Genomic DNA, 15,331 nt, shown 5'->3' on the forward strand with positions numbered 1-15,331 from the left:
CGCCACGACCACGCCCAGCATGCCGGGGCCGCTGTGGGCGCCGATGACCGGGCCCACTTCGCCGACGTAGACGTCCTCGACGTGCGGGATGCGTTCGCGGAGGCGGGCCGCCAGGGCTTCCGCACGGGTCGAGGCGGCGAGGTGCTGGATGCCCAGGTCGACCCTGCGGTCACCGGCCTCGGCGACGGCGAGTTCTTCGAGCCGGGCAAGCGCGCGCGAGGAGGTGCGGACCTTCTCAAGCGGCGCTATGCGTCCATCGGCGATGTCCAGGAGGGGCTTCACCATGAGCGCGGAGCCGAGGAGGTTGGCGGCGGCGCCGATGCGGCCGCCGCGCCGCAGGTGTTCGAGGGTGTCGACGTAGATGAGGGAACGGGTGAGTCCGGCCCGGCGGACGGCGGCGGACGCGGCGGATTCGGCGGTGCCGCCCGACAGGGCCTCGGACGCCGCGGAGAGGGCGGCGAAGCCGAGGCCGAGGCCGATGGTGCCGCTGTCGATGACGGTCACGGGCACGGGGGCGTCGCGGGCCGCGAGGCGGGCGGCCTCCACCGTCCCGGAGAGGGCGGACGACAGGTGCACGGAGACGATGTGGCGGGCTCCGGAGGAGGCGGCGGTCTCGTAGGCGCGGGCGAAGCGTTCCGGGGCCGGGCGCGACGTGGTGACGGGGTGCCATTCCTTCAGCGCCCGCGCGGCTTCGGCGGTGCTCATGTCGCCCTCGTCGCGGGTGGTGCCTCCGACGGCGATCTGGAGCGGGACGACGATCAGCCCGTGCCGTTCGGCGAGGCCGGGCGGGAGGTAGGCGGTGGAGTCGGTGACGACCGCGACCGCGCTGGGTGGTGGCACTGAGCGGGCGGCGCGTCAGGGCTGGACGGGGACGCCGCCGCGCCAGATGCGCAGGGCGCGCAGGCCGAACGCCCACGCGAACGCGCCCTCGTGGTCGGCGTCCCACAGGACGATGTCGGCGAGCATGCCGGGCGCGAGGGAGCCGCGGTCGCCGACGCGCAGGGCGGCGGCTCCGCCGAGGGTGGCGGCGCGCAGGGCCTCGGTCACGCTCAGCCCGAACATGGCGACCGACAGGCCGATGACGAGCGGCATCGAGGTGATGCCGCACTGGCCGGGGTTGTGGTCGGTGCCGAGGGCGACGGTGACGCCGCGGTCGAGCATCTGCCGGACGGGGGCGGGCGCGCGGCTGCTGTTGAGGGAGCTGCCGGGGCAGACGGTGGCGGTGACGCCGGCGTGGGCGAGGGCCTTGATGTCGTCGTCGTTGGCCTGGGTGAGCAGGTCGGCGGACGCGCAGCCGACCTCGGCGGCGACCTGCGCGGCGCCGACGCGCTCGTTGGCGCAGGCGTGCATGCGGGCCTTCAGCCCGGCGCGCTTGCCGGTGAGCAGCAGGGCGCGGGCCTCCTCGGCGGTGAAGTGGCCCTCGTCGCAGTAGACGTCGATCGAGTCGGCGCCGGCCACGGCGGCGTCGCCGGCCCACAGCCGGACGGCCTCGATGTAGTCGCGGCGGCGGCCGAAGAACTCGGGCGGCAGGATGTGCGCGGCGAGGAACGTCGCGTGGATGCGCGGCATGGACGGCTCGCCCTCCAGCGACCGCAGCATCCGGATGTCGGCGAGTTCGCCGTCGCGGGTGAGGTGGTAGCCGGTCTTGGCCTCGACGGTGGTGGTGCCGGCGAGGATCCACTGGCGGAGCCGTTCGCGGACGCCGTTGCAGAGCGTCCAGGGGTCGGTGCCCCGGGTGACGGTGACGGTGGAGTTGACGCCGCCGCCCGCCGCGGTGATGGCGGAGTGCGACGACCCGCTGGTGCGCATGGCGAGCTCGGCCCACCGGTTGCCCGCGTAGACGGGGTGGGAGTGCGCGTCGATGAGGCCGGGGGTGACGAGGCCGCCGCCGAGGTTCTCGACGTGGTCGACGTCGACGATGTCGTCGATGATGCCGGGGACGCTCTGCGGGAGGTCGGAGGCGGGCCCGGCCCAGACGATGCGGTCGTCGTGGATGAGGACCGCGGCGTTGCTGCAGACGTCGGTGCCCGTCCAGAGCCTGCCGATGTTCGTCAACAGCCGTACGGTCATGGCGTCACCGACCTGGATCGAGCCGTGCGCGCAGCCGCGCGGGTTGGCGCTGGAGCGGGCCGCTCGCCCTCGTTCCAGTGTTCGGACCTGCCATGGCCACCTGCTCTCGATCCGAAACACCGGCAGGGTGCCGGCGACTCACCAATGGAGGGTCGGGTGGCCGGGCGACCACCGCTGGCAACGAGACCGGAGATATCGGTTTCGTCACGGTAGTGCACCGAAGGCCCGTCCGACAACCTTTCGTCGTAGCGCATCGACAGCCATCACCCCGCCCCTAGTGCTAAAGACCGTACGGACTTCAACCGAACCGTCAAGCGGATTGGACAAGCTGTCACCGTACGGCGACGCGAACGGTGCTTCCGCTGGTTCCGGACGAGCCCTAAGCCGGTCTCTGAGCAGCCGAAACCCACCGGGCCCGTGCTGGGCCCGGTGGGTCGAGGGTCAGGCCGTGGGGGCCACGGTCTCGTACCGGGAGAGCTCCCCGGCGAGACCGGCGGGGACCCTGGCGTGCAGGACGGTGCCTTCGGCGATGTGCTCCAGCTTGAGCACCTCACCGCGCTCGTGCACCTGCGCGACAAGGTCGCCGCGCTCGTACGGCACGAGGACGTGGAGCTCGCTCTCCAGCCCCGGGAGGTCGGCCTCGATGGCCGCGCGCAGCTCCTCGATGCCGAACCCGGTGCGGGCGGACACGACGACGCTGTGCGGCTCGCGGCGCCGCAGCCGGGCGACGGCGAGGTCGTCGGCCGCGTCCGCCTTGTTGATCACGATGATCTCGGGGATCGCGTCGGCGCCGATCTCCCGCAGCACCTCGCGGACGGCGTCGATCTGCGCCTCGGGGTCGGCGTCGGAGCCGTCCACGACGTGCAGGATCAGCCCGGCGTCGGTGACCTCCTCCAGCGTCGACCGGAACGCCTCCACCAGCTGGTGCGGCAGGTGCCGGACGAACCCGACGGTGTCGGCGAGGGTGTAGGCGCGGCCGCCGGGCGTCTCGGCCCGCCGGACGGTCGGGTCGAGGGTGGCGAACAGCGCGTCCTCCACCAGCACCCCGGCGCCGGTGAGCCGGTTGAGCAGCGACGACTTGCCGGCGTTGGTGTAGCCGGCGATGGCGACGGCGGGCACCTGGTGGCGGCGCCGCTCGCCGCGCTTGGTGTCGCGCGCCTTGCCCATCTCGGCGATCTGCCGGCGCAGCTTGGCCATCCGGGTGCGGATCCGCCGCCGGTCCAGCTCGATCTTGGTCTCACCGGGGCCGCGGCCGCCGATGCCGATGCCGCCCGCGGCGCGCCCGCCGACCTGCCGGGACAGGTTGCCGCCCCAGCCGCGCAGCCGCGGCAGCAGGTAGTTGAGCTGCGCGAGTTCGACCTGCGCCTTGCCCTCGCGGCTCTTGGCGTGCTGGGCGAAGATGTCCAGGATCAGCGCGGTCCGGTCGATGACCTTGACCTGGACGGTCTCCTCCAGGTGCCGCAGCTGGCTCGGGGCCAGCTCGCCGTCGCAGATGACGGTGTCGGCGCCGGTGGAGATCACGATGTCGCGCAGCTCCGCGGCCTTGCCGGAGCCGATGTAGGTGGCCGCGTCGGGGCGGGACCGGCGCTGGACGAGCCCTTCGAGCACCTGGGAGCCCGCCGTCTCGGCGAGCAGCGCCAGTTCGCGCAGCGAGTTCTCGGCCTCGGCGGCCGTGCCGTCCGTCCAGACGCCCACGAGGACGACCCGCTCCAGCCGCAGGGCGCGGTACTCGACCTCGGTGACGTCGGTCAGCTCGGTGGACAGCCCCGCGACGCGGCGCAGTGCGCGGCGGTCCTCCAGGTCGAGTTCGCCCGTCAGGGGCTCGTACTCGACGTCGTCCTGGATCTGGGTCTGGGTCTGGTCTGCAGAGAAAGGTTCAGTCATATGTCCTCGGTAGAACGCCGCCTCGCGGCCGTATCTTCCCGGCGATCGTCTCACGCACCGTCCCGGAGGTCACCTGCTTATCCCCAGTTTCCCCGTGGGTTGACGCAAGCGCGCGCGGGGAGGTCTCGCAAGGGATACCCGCTTTGACCGCACCTCGCACCGCCGAGTACGGTTCTCCACATAACAGAAGTCAAATTTCGCTATACGAAAGGGCGAGGCAGATGGCCGCACTGGAAGGCGTCGAGGTCACCGGACCTCTCGGCGACCGCTACGAGGAGATCCTGACCCCCGAGGCGCTCGGCCTTCTCGCCGCCCTGCAGCGCGCCCTCGGCGCCCGCCGCAAGGAGCTGCTCGAGGCCCGCGCGGAGCGGCAGCGCAAGCTGTCGGCGGGCGGGACGCTCGACTTCCTCCCCGAGACCGCGAACGTCCGCGACGACGACTCCTGGCGCGTCGCCGAGCCCGCGCCCGGCCTGGTGGACCGCCGTGTCGAGATCACCGGCCCCACCGACCGGAAGATGACGATCAACGCGCTCAACTCCGGCGCGAAGGTGTGGCTGGCCGACTTCGAGGACGCCAACACGCCGCTGTGGGACAACATGATCGAGGGCCAGCTCAACCTGCGGGACGCCCTCGACCGCACCATCGACTTCACCGACGCCAAGTCCGGCAAGAGCTACGCGCTCAAGGCCGACGAGGAGCTCGCGACCATCGTCGTGCGGCCGCGCGGGTGGCACATGGAGGAGAAGCACCTCCTCGTCGACGGCGAGCCCATGTCCGGGTCGCTGTTCGACTTCGGCCTCTACTTCTTCCACTCGGCGCGGCGCCAGCTGGCCAAGGGCAAGGGGCCGTACTACTACCTGCCCAAGATGGAGAGCCACCTCGAGGCGCGGCTCTGGAACGACGCCTTCAACCTCGCGCAGGACCACCTGGACGTCCCGCGCGGCACCATCCGCGCGACCGTCCTGATCGAGACGATCCCGGCCGCGTTCGAGATGGAGGAGATCCTCTACGAGCTGCGCGACCACTCCGCGGGCCTGAACGCCGGCCGCTGGGACTACCTGTTCTCGGTGATCAAGAAGTTCCGGGACCGGGGCACGGAGTTCATCCTCCCCGAGCGCAACGCGATCACGATGACGGCGCCGTTCATGCGCGCCTACACCGAGCTGCTCGTCCGGACGTGCCACAAGCGCGGCGCGCACGCGATCGGCGGCATGGCGGCGTTCATCCCGTCCCGCCGGGACGAGGCGGTCAACAAGGTCGCGCTGGAGAAGGTCCGCGCCGACAAGGCCCGCGAGTCCGGCGACGGCTTCGACGGCTCCTGGGTCGCGCACCCCGACCTCGTCCCCGTCTGCCGCGAGGTCTTCGACGGCGTCCTCGGCGACAAGCCGAACCAGCGGGACCGGCTCCGCGAGGACGTCAGCGTCACCGCCGCCGACCTGCTCAACGTCAAGGACACCCCCGGCGAGATCACCGAGGCCGGCCTGCGCAACAACATCGACGTGGCGCTGCGCTACCTCGCCACCTGGCTGGACGGCGCCGGCGCCGTCGCCATCCACAACCTGATGGAGGACGCGGCCACCGCCGAGATCTCCCGCTCCCAGGTGTGGCAGTGGATCTACAACGGCGTCTCCACCGCCGAGGGCCGGAAGATCACCAAGGAGTGGGTCGAGCAGCTCCTGGACGAGGAGCTCGACAAGATCCGCACGGAGCTGGGGCAGGCGTACAACGAGCCCCGCTACAACCAGGCGGTGGCCCTCTTCAAGGAGGTCACCCTGGCGGACGAGTACTCCGAGTTCCTGACCACGCCGGCCTACCAGCGCTTCCCGTAACCGCGGGCGGCGCGTGCGGAGAGCCGGGCGGCCGCGGGCCGTCCGGCTCCGGATCTTGCGGGGGTGTCGGGGGCGGAGGATGGTGGTAAGAGTGGAGTCCATGCTCACGGCGCTCGGGTCCCGGCTGGAGGCGCTGCTCGGAGCGGATCGGGTGATCACCGACCCGGTGCGGCTGCGCACGTACGAGTGCGACGGCCTCACCAACCACCGGGCGACGCCCGGGGTCGTCGTGCTGCCCGACACGGCCGAGCAGATCGCGGCGATCGTGCGGGAGTGCGCGGCGGCGGGCGTGCCCTACGTGGCGCGCGGGTCTGGGACGGGCCTGTCCGGCGGGGCCCTCCCCCGCACCGACGGCGTGCTGATCGTGACGTCCCGGATGCGCCGCGTCCTGGAGATCGACATCCCCGGGCAGCGCGCCGTGGTGGAGCCCGGCGTGATCAACCTGGACGTCACGCGGGCCGTCCGCCCGTACGGGTACTACTTCGCGCCCGACCCGTCCAGCCAGCAGATCTGCTCGGTCGGCGGGAACGTGGCGGAGAACTCCGGCGGCGCGCACTGCCTGAAGTACGGGTTCACCGCGCACCACGTGCTGGCGTGCGAGATCGTCACGCCGGACGGCGAGCTGGTGGAGCTCGCGGCGGACGCCCCCGGCTACGACCTGCTCGGGGTGTTCGTCGGGGCGGAGGGCACCCTCGGCATCACCACCAAGATCACAGTGCGGCTGACGCGGGTGCCGGAGACCGTGCAGACGCTGCTGGCGGCGTTCGACTCGATCGAGGCGGGCGGCACCGCGGTGTCGTCGATCATCGGCGCGGGCGTGGTGCCGGCGGCGATCGAGATGATGGACGCGCTCGCCATCGAGGCGGCGGAGGCGGCGGTGCGCTGCGAGTACCCGGCGGGCGCCGGGTCCGTGCTGATCGTGGAGCTGGACGGCCCGGACTCCGAGGTCGCGGCCCAGTTCGCCGAGGTGGAGCGGCTGTGCCGGGACGCGGGCGCGTTCGAGATCCGGATCGCCGCCGACGACGCGGAGCGGGCGCTGATCTGGAAGGGCCGCAAGTCCGCGTTCGCGGCGGTCGGCCGGATCAGCCCGGCCTACCTCGTCCAGGACGGGGTGATCCCGCGGACGGTGCTGCCGGACGTCCTGGCGAGCATCGACGAGCTGTCGGCGCGGTCGGGCGTGCGGGTCGCGAACGTGTTCCACGCGGGCGACGGCAACCTGCATCCGCTGGTGCTGTTCGACGACTCCGAGCCGGGCGCCGAGGAGCGCGCCGAGGAGGTGTCGGGGGCGATCCTCGACCTGTGCATCCAGCACGGCGGCTCCATCACCGGCGAGCACGGCGTGGGCGTCGACAAGGCCCGGTACATGCCGCGCATGTTCACCGACGCCGACCTGGACACGATGCAGATGGTCCGCTGCGGGTTCGACCCGGCGGGGCTGTGCAACCCGGGCAAGGTCTTCCCGACGCCCCGGCTCTGCGGTGAGGTGCCCGGCAAGCGCAAGGGGCCCCACCCGTACGAGGGAAAGGCGGACATCTTCTGATGCGGCCCCTGGACGCCCTGGCGAAGGTCTGCGCCGACGTGCGCCCCGGCGAGCCCGCCGAGGGCGTGCTCGGCGTCGAGCCCGCGCTCGTCGCCGCCCCGAAGGACCTGGCCGAGGCCGCCGACGTCATGCGCGTCGCCGCCGAGAAGGGTCTCGCGGTCGTCCCGCGCGGCGCCGAGACCCGGCTGGACTGGGGGACGCCGCCGCGGCGCTGCGATCTGCTGGTCGACACCCACCGGCTGGGCAGGCTCGTCGAGCACACGGCCGGCGACCTCGTCGCCAAGGCCGAGGCGGGGCTCCCCATGGAGCGGCTCAACGAGAGCCTCGCCGAGCACGGCCAGCGGCTCGCCCTGGACGTCCCCCTGCCCGGCTCCACGGTCGGCGGGACGGTCGCCAGCGGCGCCGCGGGGCCGCTCCGCACCCTCTACGGGACGCCCCGGAGCCTGGTCATCGGGCTGACGGTCGTCCGGGCGGACGGCCAGGTCGCGCGGTCGGGCGGCAAGGTCGTCAAGAACGTCGCAGGGTACGACCTGGGCCGGCTCTTCTCCGGCTCTTACGGCACTCTGGGGCTGATCGTGGAGGCGACGTTCCGGCTCCATCCGATCCCCGCCGCGTCCGCGTACGTGACGTGCGCCGTGAACGGGCCGGGGGACGCACATGACGCCGTCCAGAGCGTCCTCCACTCCCCTGTGGCGCCGAGTGCGGTCGAGTACATCGGCCCCGGTACGGTCTCGGTGCTCCTGGAAGGCGTGCCTGAGGGCGTCGCCGCGCGCGCTGGGCAGACGCAGCAGCTCCTAGGGGAGCACTCCGAGATCTCCGAGTCCGCACCGGACGGCTGGGGACGCTACCCGGACGGAACCACCCTCATCGACATCAGCGCACCGCCGCCCGCGCTCCGCGAAGTCCTCACCCTGCTCGGGCCGGACGCCGCGGTCACATGGAGCGGCAGCGGGAACGGCCACGTCGGTCTGGCCCCGGAGATGTCACCAGGCGATGTGGCCGACGTACTAGGGCGGCTGAGGGACGTCCTGTCCCGGCACCGGGGCCACGCCGTCGTCCGTTACGCGCCGCAAGAGGTGCGCGGCGAGATCGACCTGTGGGGGCCGGTTCCGGCGCTCGCCCTGATGCGGCGCGTGAAAGACCAGTTCGACCCGGACCACAGGCTGTGCCCGGGCCGTTTCGTGGGAGGAATCTGATGAGCGCCCAGGACGATCTCCCTGATCTCCTGAACGACTGCGTCCACTGCGGTTTCTGCCTCCCCACATGCCCGACCTACGTGCTGTGGGGCGAGGAGATGGACTCCCCAAGGGGCCGTATCCATCTCATGCAGCAGCACCTTGAGGGCGCGCCGCTCAACGAGCCGATGGCCGAGCATTTCGACCGCTGCCTCGGGTGCATGGCCTGCGTGACGTCATGCCCGTCCGGCGTCCAGTACGACCGTCTCATCGAGATCACCCGCACCCAGGTGGAGGACGAGCACCCGCGTTCGCTGAAGGAGCGGGCCATCAGGGAGATGGTCTTCCAGCTGTTCCCGTACAAGCGGAGGCTCCGTGCTCTGCGCGGGCCTTTGCGCGCCTACCAGAAGTCGGGTCTGGAGCGCCTGGTCCGGCGCAGCGGCGTCCTGGAGCGCCTGTCGCCGTCCATCGCGGCGATGGAGCGGCTCGCGCCGCCGCTCGGGAAGGCGCCGCGCCTGCCGGAGCGGGTCGCGGCGCGCGGCGAGCGCCGCGCCACGGTCGGGATGCTGACCGGCTGCGTGCAGAGCGAGTTCTTCCCCGGCGTCAACGCGGCCACGGCCCGCGTGCTGGCCCTCGAAGGCTGCGACGTCGTCATCCCCCGCGGCCAGGGCTGCTGCGGGGCGCTGTCGCTGCACTCCGGCCGGGCCGGGGAGGCCCGCGCCTTCGCCCGCCGGACGATCGAGACGTTCGAGTCCGTCGACGTCATCGTGGTGAACTCGGCGGGCTGCGGGTCGGCGATGAAGGAGTACCGGACGCTGCTCGCCGACGAGCCGGCCTGGGCCGCGCGCGCCGCGGCGCTGTCGGACAAGACCAGGGACCTCGCCGAGTACCTCGCGGAACTCGGGCCCCGCGCGGAGCGGCGGCCACTTCCGGTCACCGTCGCCTACCACGACGCCTGCCACCTCGCCCATGCCCAGGGCGTGCGGAGCCAGCCCCGCGCACTGCTGGCCGCGATCCCCGAGCTGACCGTCCGGGAGATCGCCGAACCGGACATCTGCTGCGGTTCCGCCGGAACCTATAACCTGTTCCAGCCGGAGGCCGCCGGCGAACTCGGCGACCGCAAGGCGGTGAACGTGGACGCCACCGGAGCCGAACTACTGGTCGCCGCCAACCCCGGCTGCTCGATGCAGATCGCCACCGCGCTGCGCCGGCGCGGCGCCGGCATCGCGGTCGCGCACACCGCGCAGGTGCTGGACGCCTCCCTGCGAGGGCTCGGCCGCGACGCCCTCGTCGCGCGCACTTCGTAACCCGCCGGCCTGGGACACCGCCGTTCCGGGCGTCCGGTATCGTGGCCTGCCGCCGTTGCCGCCGTTGCCGACGACAGCTCGGAAGGACGCGCTTACTGAGCCTGGAGAAGGCCCGAGGGAGCACGCACCACCATGTCCAACAGCTACCAGCCCTACCGCTCGCACCGCCGCCGGAAGAAGACCGCCGCGGGCCGGCTCGGCCTCGCCGGGGCCGTCACCGGCGCCGTCGGCATCGCCGCGATCGCCGCCGGGATCGTGTTCCTGCGGCCCGGCGGCGACACCGCCCAGGAGACCGCCCAGCCGACCCTGGCGAGCCAGGGCGACGGCACGCAGCAGGGCTCGGCCGTCCCCGCGCCGAAGGCGGGCCCGCCGGTGAACTTCACGACCCCCGAGGGCTACGGCTACAGCCTCGCCGCGGTCCGGGCCGGGACCGACCGGCAGCCCCTCGGCGCCACCGCGGCGCCGCCGTCGGGAACGACGTACGCCTACGCCGACTACATCCTGACCAACACGCAGCGGCGGCCCGTCCTGCTCGACTACCCCGCCGACCTGTTCATGCCGAAGGCGCAGGTCCCGAAGGCGGCGCAGGAGCGGTGCATGCCGCAGGCCGGCATCCCCGACGACATGTGCACGCTGCCGAACCACAGCAAGATCACCGCCCGGATCGACGGGTCGAAGCCGCCGGTCGACGACAGCGGCAGCATGATGATGCCGGGCGGCGCCTCCTACGTCGTGCGGATCGCCTCCGAGCTGCCGGTCGACGACGGCGTCTCCGCCGACGACCTGCGGCTCTACGTGTGGAACGCGCGCTACACCAGCGACCGCAAGGGCATCCAGCTCGCCTTCCCGTAACCGTCCGGCCTTGTGGCTCAGCGACTGGTGAACCCGATGTCCTGGTAGTCGGGCTCTAGGAAGCCGCACGCCCCCATGTTGGCCAGGTCCGCGCGCGCTGCGACGAGTTGTGGACGCTGGTACAGCGGCAACACCGACGCCTGGCGCCAGATGAGCCGATCGGTTCCGTTCACGAGGTCGTGGACTTTCGCCGGGTCGGTCTCCGCGATCGCCCGGTCCATCGCCGCGTCTATGGCGGCGGTCCCGGTGCGGGAGTAGTTCTGCTGGACGCGGCCGGCGTGCGGCCGGGCGTACACCGCCCGCATCGGTGACACCGGGAACGAGGTGCCCAGCCACGAGAACGGGACGATGTCGAAGTCGCCCTTGGTCACGTGGGCGTCGAGGGCGTCGTCGGCGGGAACGGGCTGGATGTCCACCCGGACACCGATACGTTCGAGCAGCGCGCGCGCCAGTTCCGCTTCGCGTGCGCTGATGGGGACGCCCGAAGGCACCACGAAGCGCAGCGCGAGCGTGCGTCCGGCCTTGGCACGGTACTTGCCGTGCTGTCGCCAGCCCGCCTCGTCCAGGAGCCGTCCGGCTTGCGCGGGATCGTATCCGCCGAGGACGGCCGAGTTGTCCTGGTAACCGTTCTGGGTGTTGACGTAGAAGTGGTTGCCGAGGGTCTGGACCGGCACCCCCAAGCCGGACAGGTCGGACCGTGCGATGACCTCCCGGTCGATGCCCAGCATGACCGCCCGCCGTACGCGCACATCGGACAGGACGGGCGAAGCGGCGTTGAACGTGAAGTGCCGCCAGTCGGGTCCGCCCGCGCGGCGTATGTCGGTACCGGGGACGCCTTGGACGCGCCGCATCGCGCTCGCGTCCAGCCCGATGTCCATCAGGTCGATCTCATGGTTGGCGAACGCCCCGGGCATCGCGCTGGTGTCCATGGCGCGGTAGACGATGCGGTCGAGTTTCGCGGGCGGCCCCCACCAGGACGGGTCGCGGGCCAAAGTGACGGTCTTGTCGGTGCGGTCGATTCGCTGGACTTTGAACGGACCTGCGGTCACGAGCAGTGCGTTCATCCAGCCGGTGTTGAACGCACGTGGGGTGGAGTAGGCGACGGCCGGGTAGAGCGGGCTGAACAGGCTGCGCCAGTCGGCGTACGTCTGGGTGAACGTCACCTTCACGTCGTTTTCGCGGGGGCCTTGCTCGATGTGTTTGATCAGGCGGTATCCGCTGTCAGTGGAGACCTCGTAACGCCGGTCGCGTCCGGAAAGCGCACGAGCCTGCGCGACGAAATCGGCGTATCCGATGGGGCGGCCGTCAGACCATCTGGCCCGAGGGTTGAGCCGGTAGGTGACGCTCTGGCCCCCCTTGGTGCGCTTCAGCGTGGCCGACTCCAGATACTCCGGGACGGGATGAGGGACGGATTTCTCGTCAGCGCGCATCAGATAAGGCAGGACGCCCTGAATGACATGGTCCACCGCGCCCTTGGTGCCGTTGAGATGGTGGAAATTCCACTGTGACGGAAACTCCGGCAGCGGCCAGCGGAGCGTGCCGCCGTTCACGATTCGGTCGCGCGGGACTGGGTTGACGTCAGCGCCCGGCAGCCGCCCGGATGAATCGTTCTGCTCGCCGATGTCGCCGCATCCGCTCAAGAGCACGATGCCCAGGAGAACCGCGCCGAGTATCCGTTTCACTGCTCGACCTCGGCTCCGATGAGGGGATGATGGCAGGCGACCAGCCGGTCTGGGTCTTTCAAGGGCTCCGGATCCTGTTCATCGCACAAGCGGGCGTCCTGTTCGGCGACCGTGACGTAGCGGGGGCATCGGGAGCGGAAACGGCATCCAGTGGGTGGTGACATCGGGTCTGGTGAGTCTCCTTGCAGAGGGACGCGTCGCAGCATTGCGCGCGTGTAGGGATGAGCCGGTGCCTCGTACACGTCCTGGGTCGGCCCCAGTTCGACAATGCGGCCCATGTACATGACAGCGACCCGGTCCGCGATGCGGTGGACGACGGCCAGGTCATGGGCGACGAGCAGATATGCCAGGCCAAGACGGTCGCGGAGGCTTTCCAGCAGAGCCATGACGCTCGCCTGCACGGGCGCGTCCAAAGCCGACACAGGTTCGTCCAAGAGCAGCAGACGCGGTTCAAGAGCCAGAGCCCGTGCGATGCTCACACGCTGCTTCTGCCCGCCAGAGAGTGTGTGGGGATAGCGCCGTACGGTGTCGGCCTCCAAGCCCACCAGCTCCAGCAGCTCCCCCACTCGGCTTCCGATCCGCAATGGCGGGAATCCATGCGTGACCAGCGGCTCGGCGATGATGTCGGCCACGCGCATCCGAGGGTTGAGCGACGCGGCCGGGTCCTGGAACACGACCTGGACATCCCGCCGCAGGGTCTTGCGGCCAGCCGCACTCAGCGACGCCGTGTCCTGGCCAAAGACGACCACACGGCCGTCCTGCGGCCCTGCCAGCCGCAGGATCTCCAGCAAGGTCGTGGTCTTACCGCACCCGGACTCCCCCACGAGCGCAAGGGTCTCGCCCTCCCGGACGTCGAAGCCGACGCCGTCGACCGCACGCACACTGCCGACCCGTCGCCGCACCAGCGTCCCCTTGAAGACGGGGTAGTGCCGGACAAGGCCGTCCACTTGCAGTACGACAGGACGCTCAGGCCGAGGCTGCGACACACCCTTGTCTTCCACACGCGGGATGGACCGCAGTAACTCGGCCGTGTACGCCGCACGCGGTTCCCGGTAGATCCGCTCTACCGGCCCGGTCTCAACGATCCGCCCCTCGCGCATCACCATGACGCGATCGGCGAAGTCCTCGACGAGCCGCAGGTCATGCGTGATCAGCACGAGTGCGGCGCCGGTCGCGTCCTTCGCGGTGCGGAGGACGTCCAAGACCTGCGCCCGGACGGTCACGTCCAGGCCAGCCGTGGGCTCGTCCGCCAGGATCACGCCGGGACGGTTCGCGACGGCCATGGCGATCATCACCCGCTGCCGCATCCCGCCGGAGAACTCGTGCGGGTACGCGCGCGCCCGACCTGCCGCGATTCCCACCAGTTCGAGCAGTTCCAGGGCCCGAGCCCACGCCGCCGCCCGTGCGACCTTGGAATGGGCCCGTACCGCCTCGGCGACCTGATCGCCCACGGTGCGGACAGGCGTGAGCGCCGCCTCCTGGAACACCATCGCCAGGTCGTCGCCGCGCACCCGGCACAACTCGGCATCAGATCGCCCGATCAGCTCCTCACCACGCAACCGCACGGACCCCGTGACCTCGGCACCGTCCGGGAGGAGCCCCATCAGGGCTAGCGCGAGCATGGTCTTGCCCGCCCCCGACTCGCCCACGACCCCGAGGACCTCCCCGGCTTCGACCGTGAATCCGACCCCGCGCACGGCGCGCCCACTGACCGGAAGATCAACCGTCAGACCGCTGACGCGCAGCCCCGTCATCGCACGTCCCGCAGCGGATCGAGGACGTCCCGCACCCCGTCGCCGACCAGGTTCACGGCGAGGACGATCAGCACGAGCAGCCCCGCGGCGGACATGAACGGCCAGGTGGCCGCCGCGCCCCGCCCCTCCGCGATCATCGTGCCCAGCGAGACGTCCGGCGGACGGACCCCGAAGCCGAGGAAGGACAGCCCGCCCTCGGCGACGATCGCGACGCCGGCGGTGAGGCTCGCGTCCACGACCAGGAACGACGCGACCTGCGGCAGGACATGCCGGACGAGCACGCGCGGCGCGCCCACCCCGGCGAACCGGGCGGCGAGCACGTACTCGCGCTCGCGCACCGACAGCGTCATCGCCCGCACCACCCTGGCGGTGAGCATCCACAGGAACGCAGCGAGCAAGGGCGCGAGCAAAGGCCATCCTCTGCCCGGTGCCAGAACTGCGACGACGAGGAAGGACGGCAGGACCAGCAGGAGATCGACGCCCCACATCAGGGCCCGGTCGAGCAAACCGCCCGCGAACCCGGCGACGGTGCCGACGGCAGCGGCGAACGCCGTCGAGAGCAGCGCGGCCAGAAGCCCGATGACCAGCGACTTCCGCGCCCCGCGCAGCGTGAGCGCGAAAACGTCCCGCCCGCTCTGCGTCGTCCCCAGCCAGTGCCGCGCCGAGGGCCCCTGACCGAACGCCCCGAAGTCGGTCTCGTCCCAGCGCCACGGCGCCACGATCGGCCCCGCGAACGCCAGGACGAACACCGACACAAGGAGCGCGAGCCCGACAACACCCCGCCGGGTCATGCCGCGACCCCGGACCGAACCCTCGGGTCGAGGGCGGCGTTCAAGACGTCCGACACAAGGCCGGCCAAGACGACGGCGCAGGCGGCGACGCAGTCGATCGCCGCGACCACGTTGACGTCGCCGCGCGCGATCGAGTCGACGAGCCACTCGCCCATGCCGTGCCGCCCGAAGACCTTCTCGGTGAACACGCCCCCGAGAATGAGCAGCCCGGACGCATAGGCGAAGTACGTCGTCATCGATACGAACGCAGTGCGCAGCCCATGCCGCAGCAAGGCACTCCGCTGCGAGAGCCCCTTGGCCCTTGCGGTCCGCACGAAATCGGCACGCAGGACGTCCAGCATCAGCCCGCGCTGGTACCGGCTGTACAGAGCGAGTTGGGCCAGCGCGATCGTGGCCATCGGAAGCAGCAGATGCCGCACCTGATCAGCGAGGCTGCGAGGCTCCCCC

At 71.4% G+C, this 15,331-nt stretch carries 12 protein-coding genes; 5 read left to right on the forward strand and 7 right to left on the reverse strand.

The genetic code is table 11. The features are described from left to right. From ETD96_RS26405 to hflX, 3 genes are all read right to left on the reverse strand, one after another. Window positions 1-840 (reverse strand): DegV family protein (locus ETD96_RS26405; protein ID WP_138639186.1); only part of this gene is annotated, 840 nt, incomplete at its 3' end. Between the two features lie 15 nt (window positions 841-855). Beyond that, window positions 856-2,070, reverse strand: coding sequence for an imidazolonepropionase (gene hutI, locus ETD96_RS26410; protein ID WP_138639187.1), 1,215 nt, complete (start codon window positions 2,068-2,070; stop codon window positions 856-858). Between the two features lie 441 nt (window positions 2,071-2,511). After that, window positions 2,512-3,954 carry a GTPase HflX gene (hflX, locus tag ETD96_RS26415; RefSeq protein WP_138639188.1) on the reverse strand — a complete coding sequence of 481 codons (1,443 nt, stop codon included), beginning with the start codon at window positions 3,952-3,954 and terminating at the stop codon, window positions 2,512-2,514. A gap of 221 nt (window positions 3,955-4,175) precedes the next feature. On the opposite strand from hflX, the gene aceB reads away from it, so the two are divergent. The 5 genes from aceB to ETD96_RS26440 all read left to right on the forward strand — a co-directional run bounded on the left by aceB (window position 4,176) and on the right by ETD96_RS26440 (window position 10,657). Next, complete coding sequence (gene aceB, locus ETD96_RS26420; RefSeq protein ID WP_138639189.1) at window positions 4,176-5,783, forward strand: malate synthase A; 1,608 nt, start codon at window positions 4,176-4,178, stop codon at window positions 5,781-5,783. Between the two features lie 100 nt (window positions 5,784-5,883). After that, on the forward strand, window positions 5,884-7,323 hold the full coding sequence (locus tag ETD96_RS26425; RefSeq protein WP_171069244.1) for an FAD-linked oxidase C-terminal domain-containing protein: 1,440 nt from the start codon (window positions 5,884-5,886) through the stop codon (window positions 7,321-7,323). Then, on the forward strand, window positions 7,323-8,519 hold the full coding sequence (locus ETD96_RS26430) for an FAD-binding oxidoreductase (protein WP_138639191.1): 1,197 nt from the start codon (window positions 7,323-7,325) through the stop codon (window positions 8,517-8,519). Before ETD96_RS26425 ends, ETD96_RS26430 begins: the two co-directional genes overlap by 1 nt. After that, on the forward strand, window positions 8,519-9,805 hold the full coding sequence (locus ETD96_RS26435) for a (Fe-S)-binding protein (RefSeq protein WP_138639192.1): 1,287 nt from the start codon (window positions 8,519-8,521) through the stop codon (window positions 9,803-9,805). The genes ETD96_RS26430 and ETD96_RS26435 overlap by 1 nt, the downstream gene beginning before the upstream one ends. Before the next feature lie 132 nt (window positions 9,806-9,937). Continuing rightward, window positions 9,938-10,657, forward strand: coding sequence for a hypothetical protein (locus ETD96_RS26440; protein ID WP_138639193.1), 720 nt, complete (start codon window positions 9,938-9,940; stop codon window positions 10,655-10,657). Between the two features lie 17 nt (window positions 10,658-10,674). Here the strand turns inward: ETD96_RS26440 and ETD96_RS26445 are convergent, their stop codons facing one another. From ETD96_RS26445 to ETD96_RS26460, 4 genes are all read right to left on the reverse strand, one after another. Continuing rightward, window positions 10,675-12,339, reverse strand: a complete 1,665-nt coding sequence (locus ETD96_RS26445; protein WP_138639194.1) for an ABC transporter family substrate-binding protein — start codon at window positions 12,337-12,339, stop codon at window positions 10,675-10,677. Next, window positions 12,336-14,093: a dipeptide ABC transporter ATP-binding protein gene (locus tag ETD96_RS26450; RefSeq protein WP_138639195.1), complete on the reverse strand. Its 1,758-nt coding sequence runs from the start codon at window positions 14,091-14,093 to the stop codon at window positions 12,336-12,338. The genes ETD96_RS26445 and ETD96_RS26450 overlap by 4 nt, the downstream gene beginning before the upstream one ends. After that, a complete protein-coding gene (locus ETD96_RS26455; RefSeq protein ID WP_138639196.1) occupies window positions 14,090-14,884 on the reverse strand; it encodes an ABC transporter permease in 795 nt (264 codons plus the stop codon). Before ETD96_RS26455 ends, ETD96_RS26450 begins: the two co-directional genes overlap by 4 nt. After that, window positions 14,881-15,331: ABC transporter permease (locus ETD96_RS26460; RefSeq protein ID WP_138639197.1), on the reverse strand; the 451-nt coding region annotated here is incomplete at its 5' end. The genes ETD96_RS26455 and ETD96_RS26460, both read right to left, overlap by 4 nt.

The sequence above is a fragment of the Actinomadura geliboluensis genome, from assembly GCF_005889745.1.
In the GTDB taxonomy this organism is placed as follows: Bacteria; Actinomycetota; Actinomycetes; order Streptosporangiales; family Streptosporangiaceae; genus Spirillospora; species Spirillospora geliboluensis.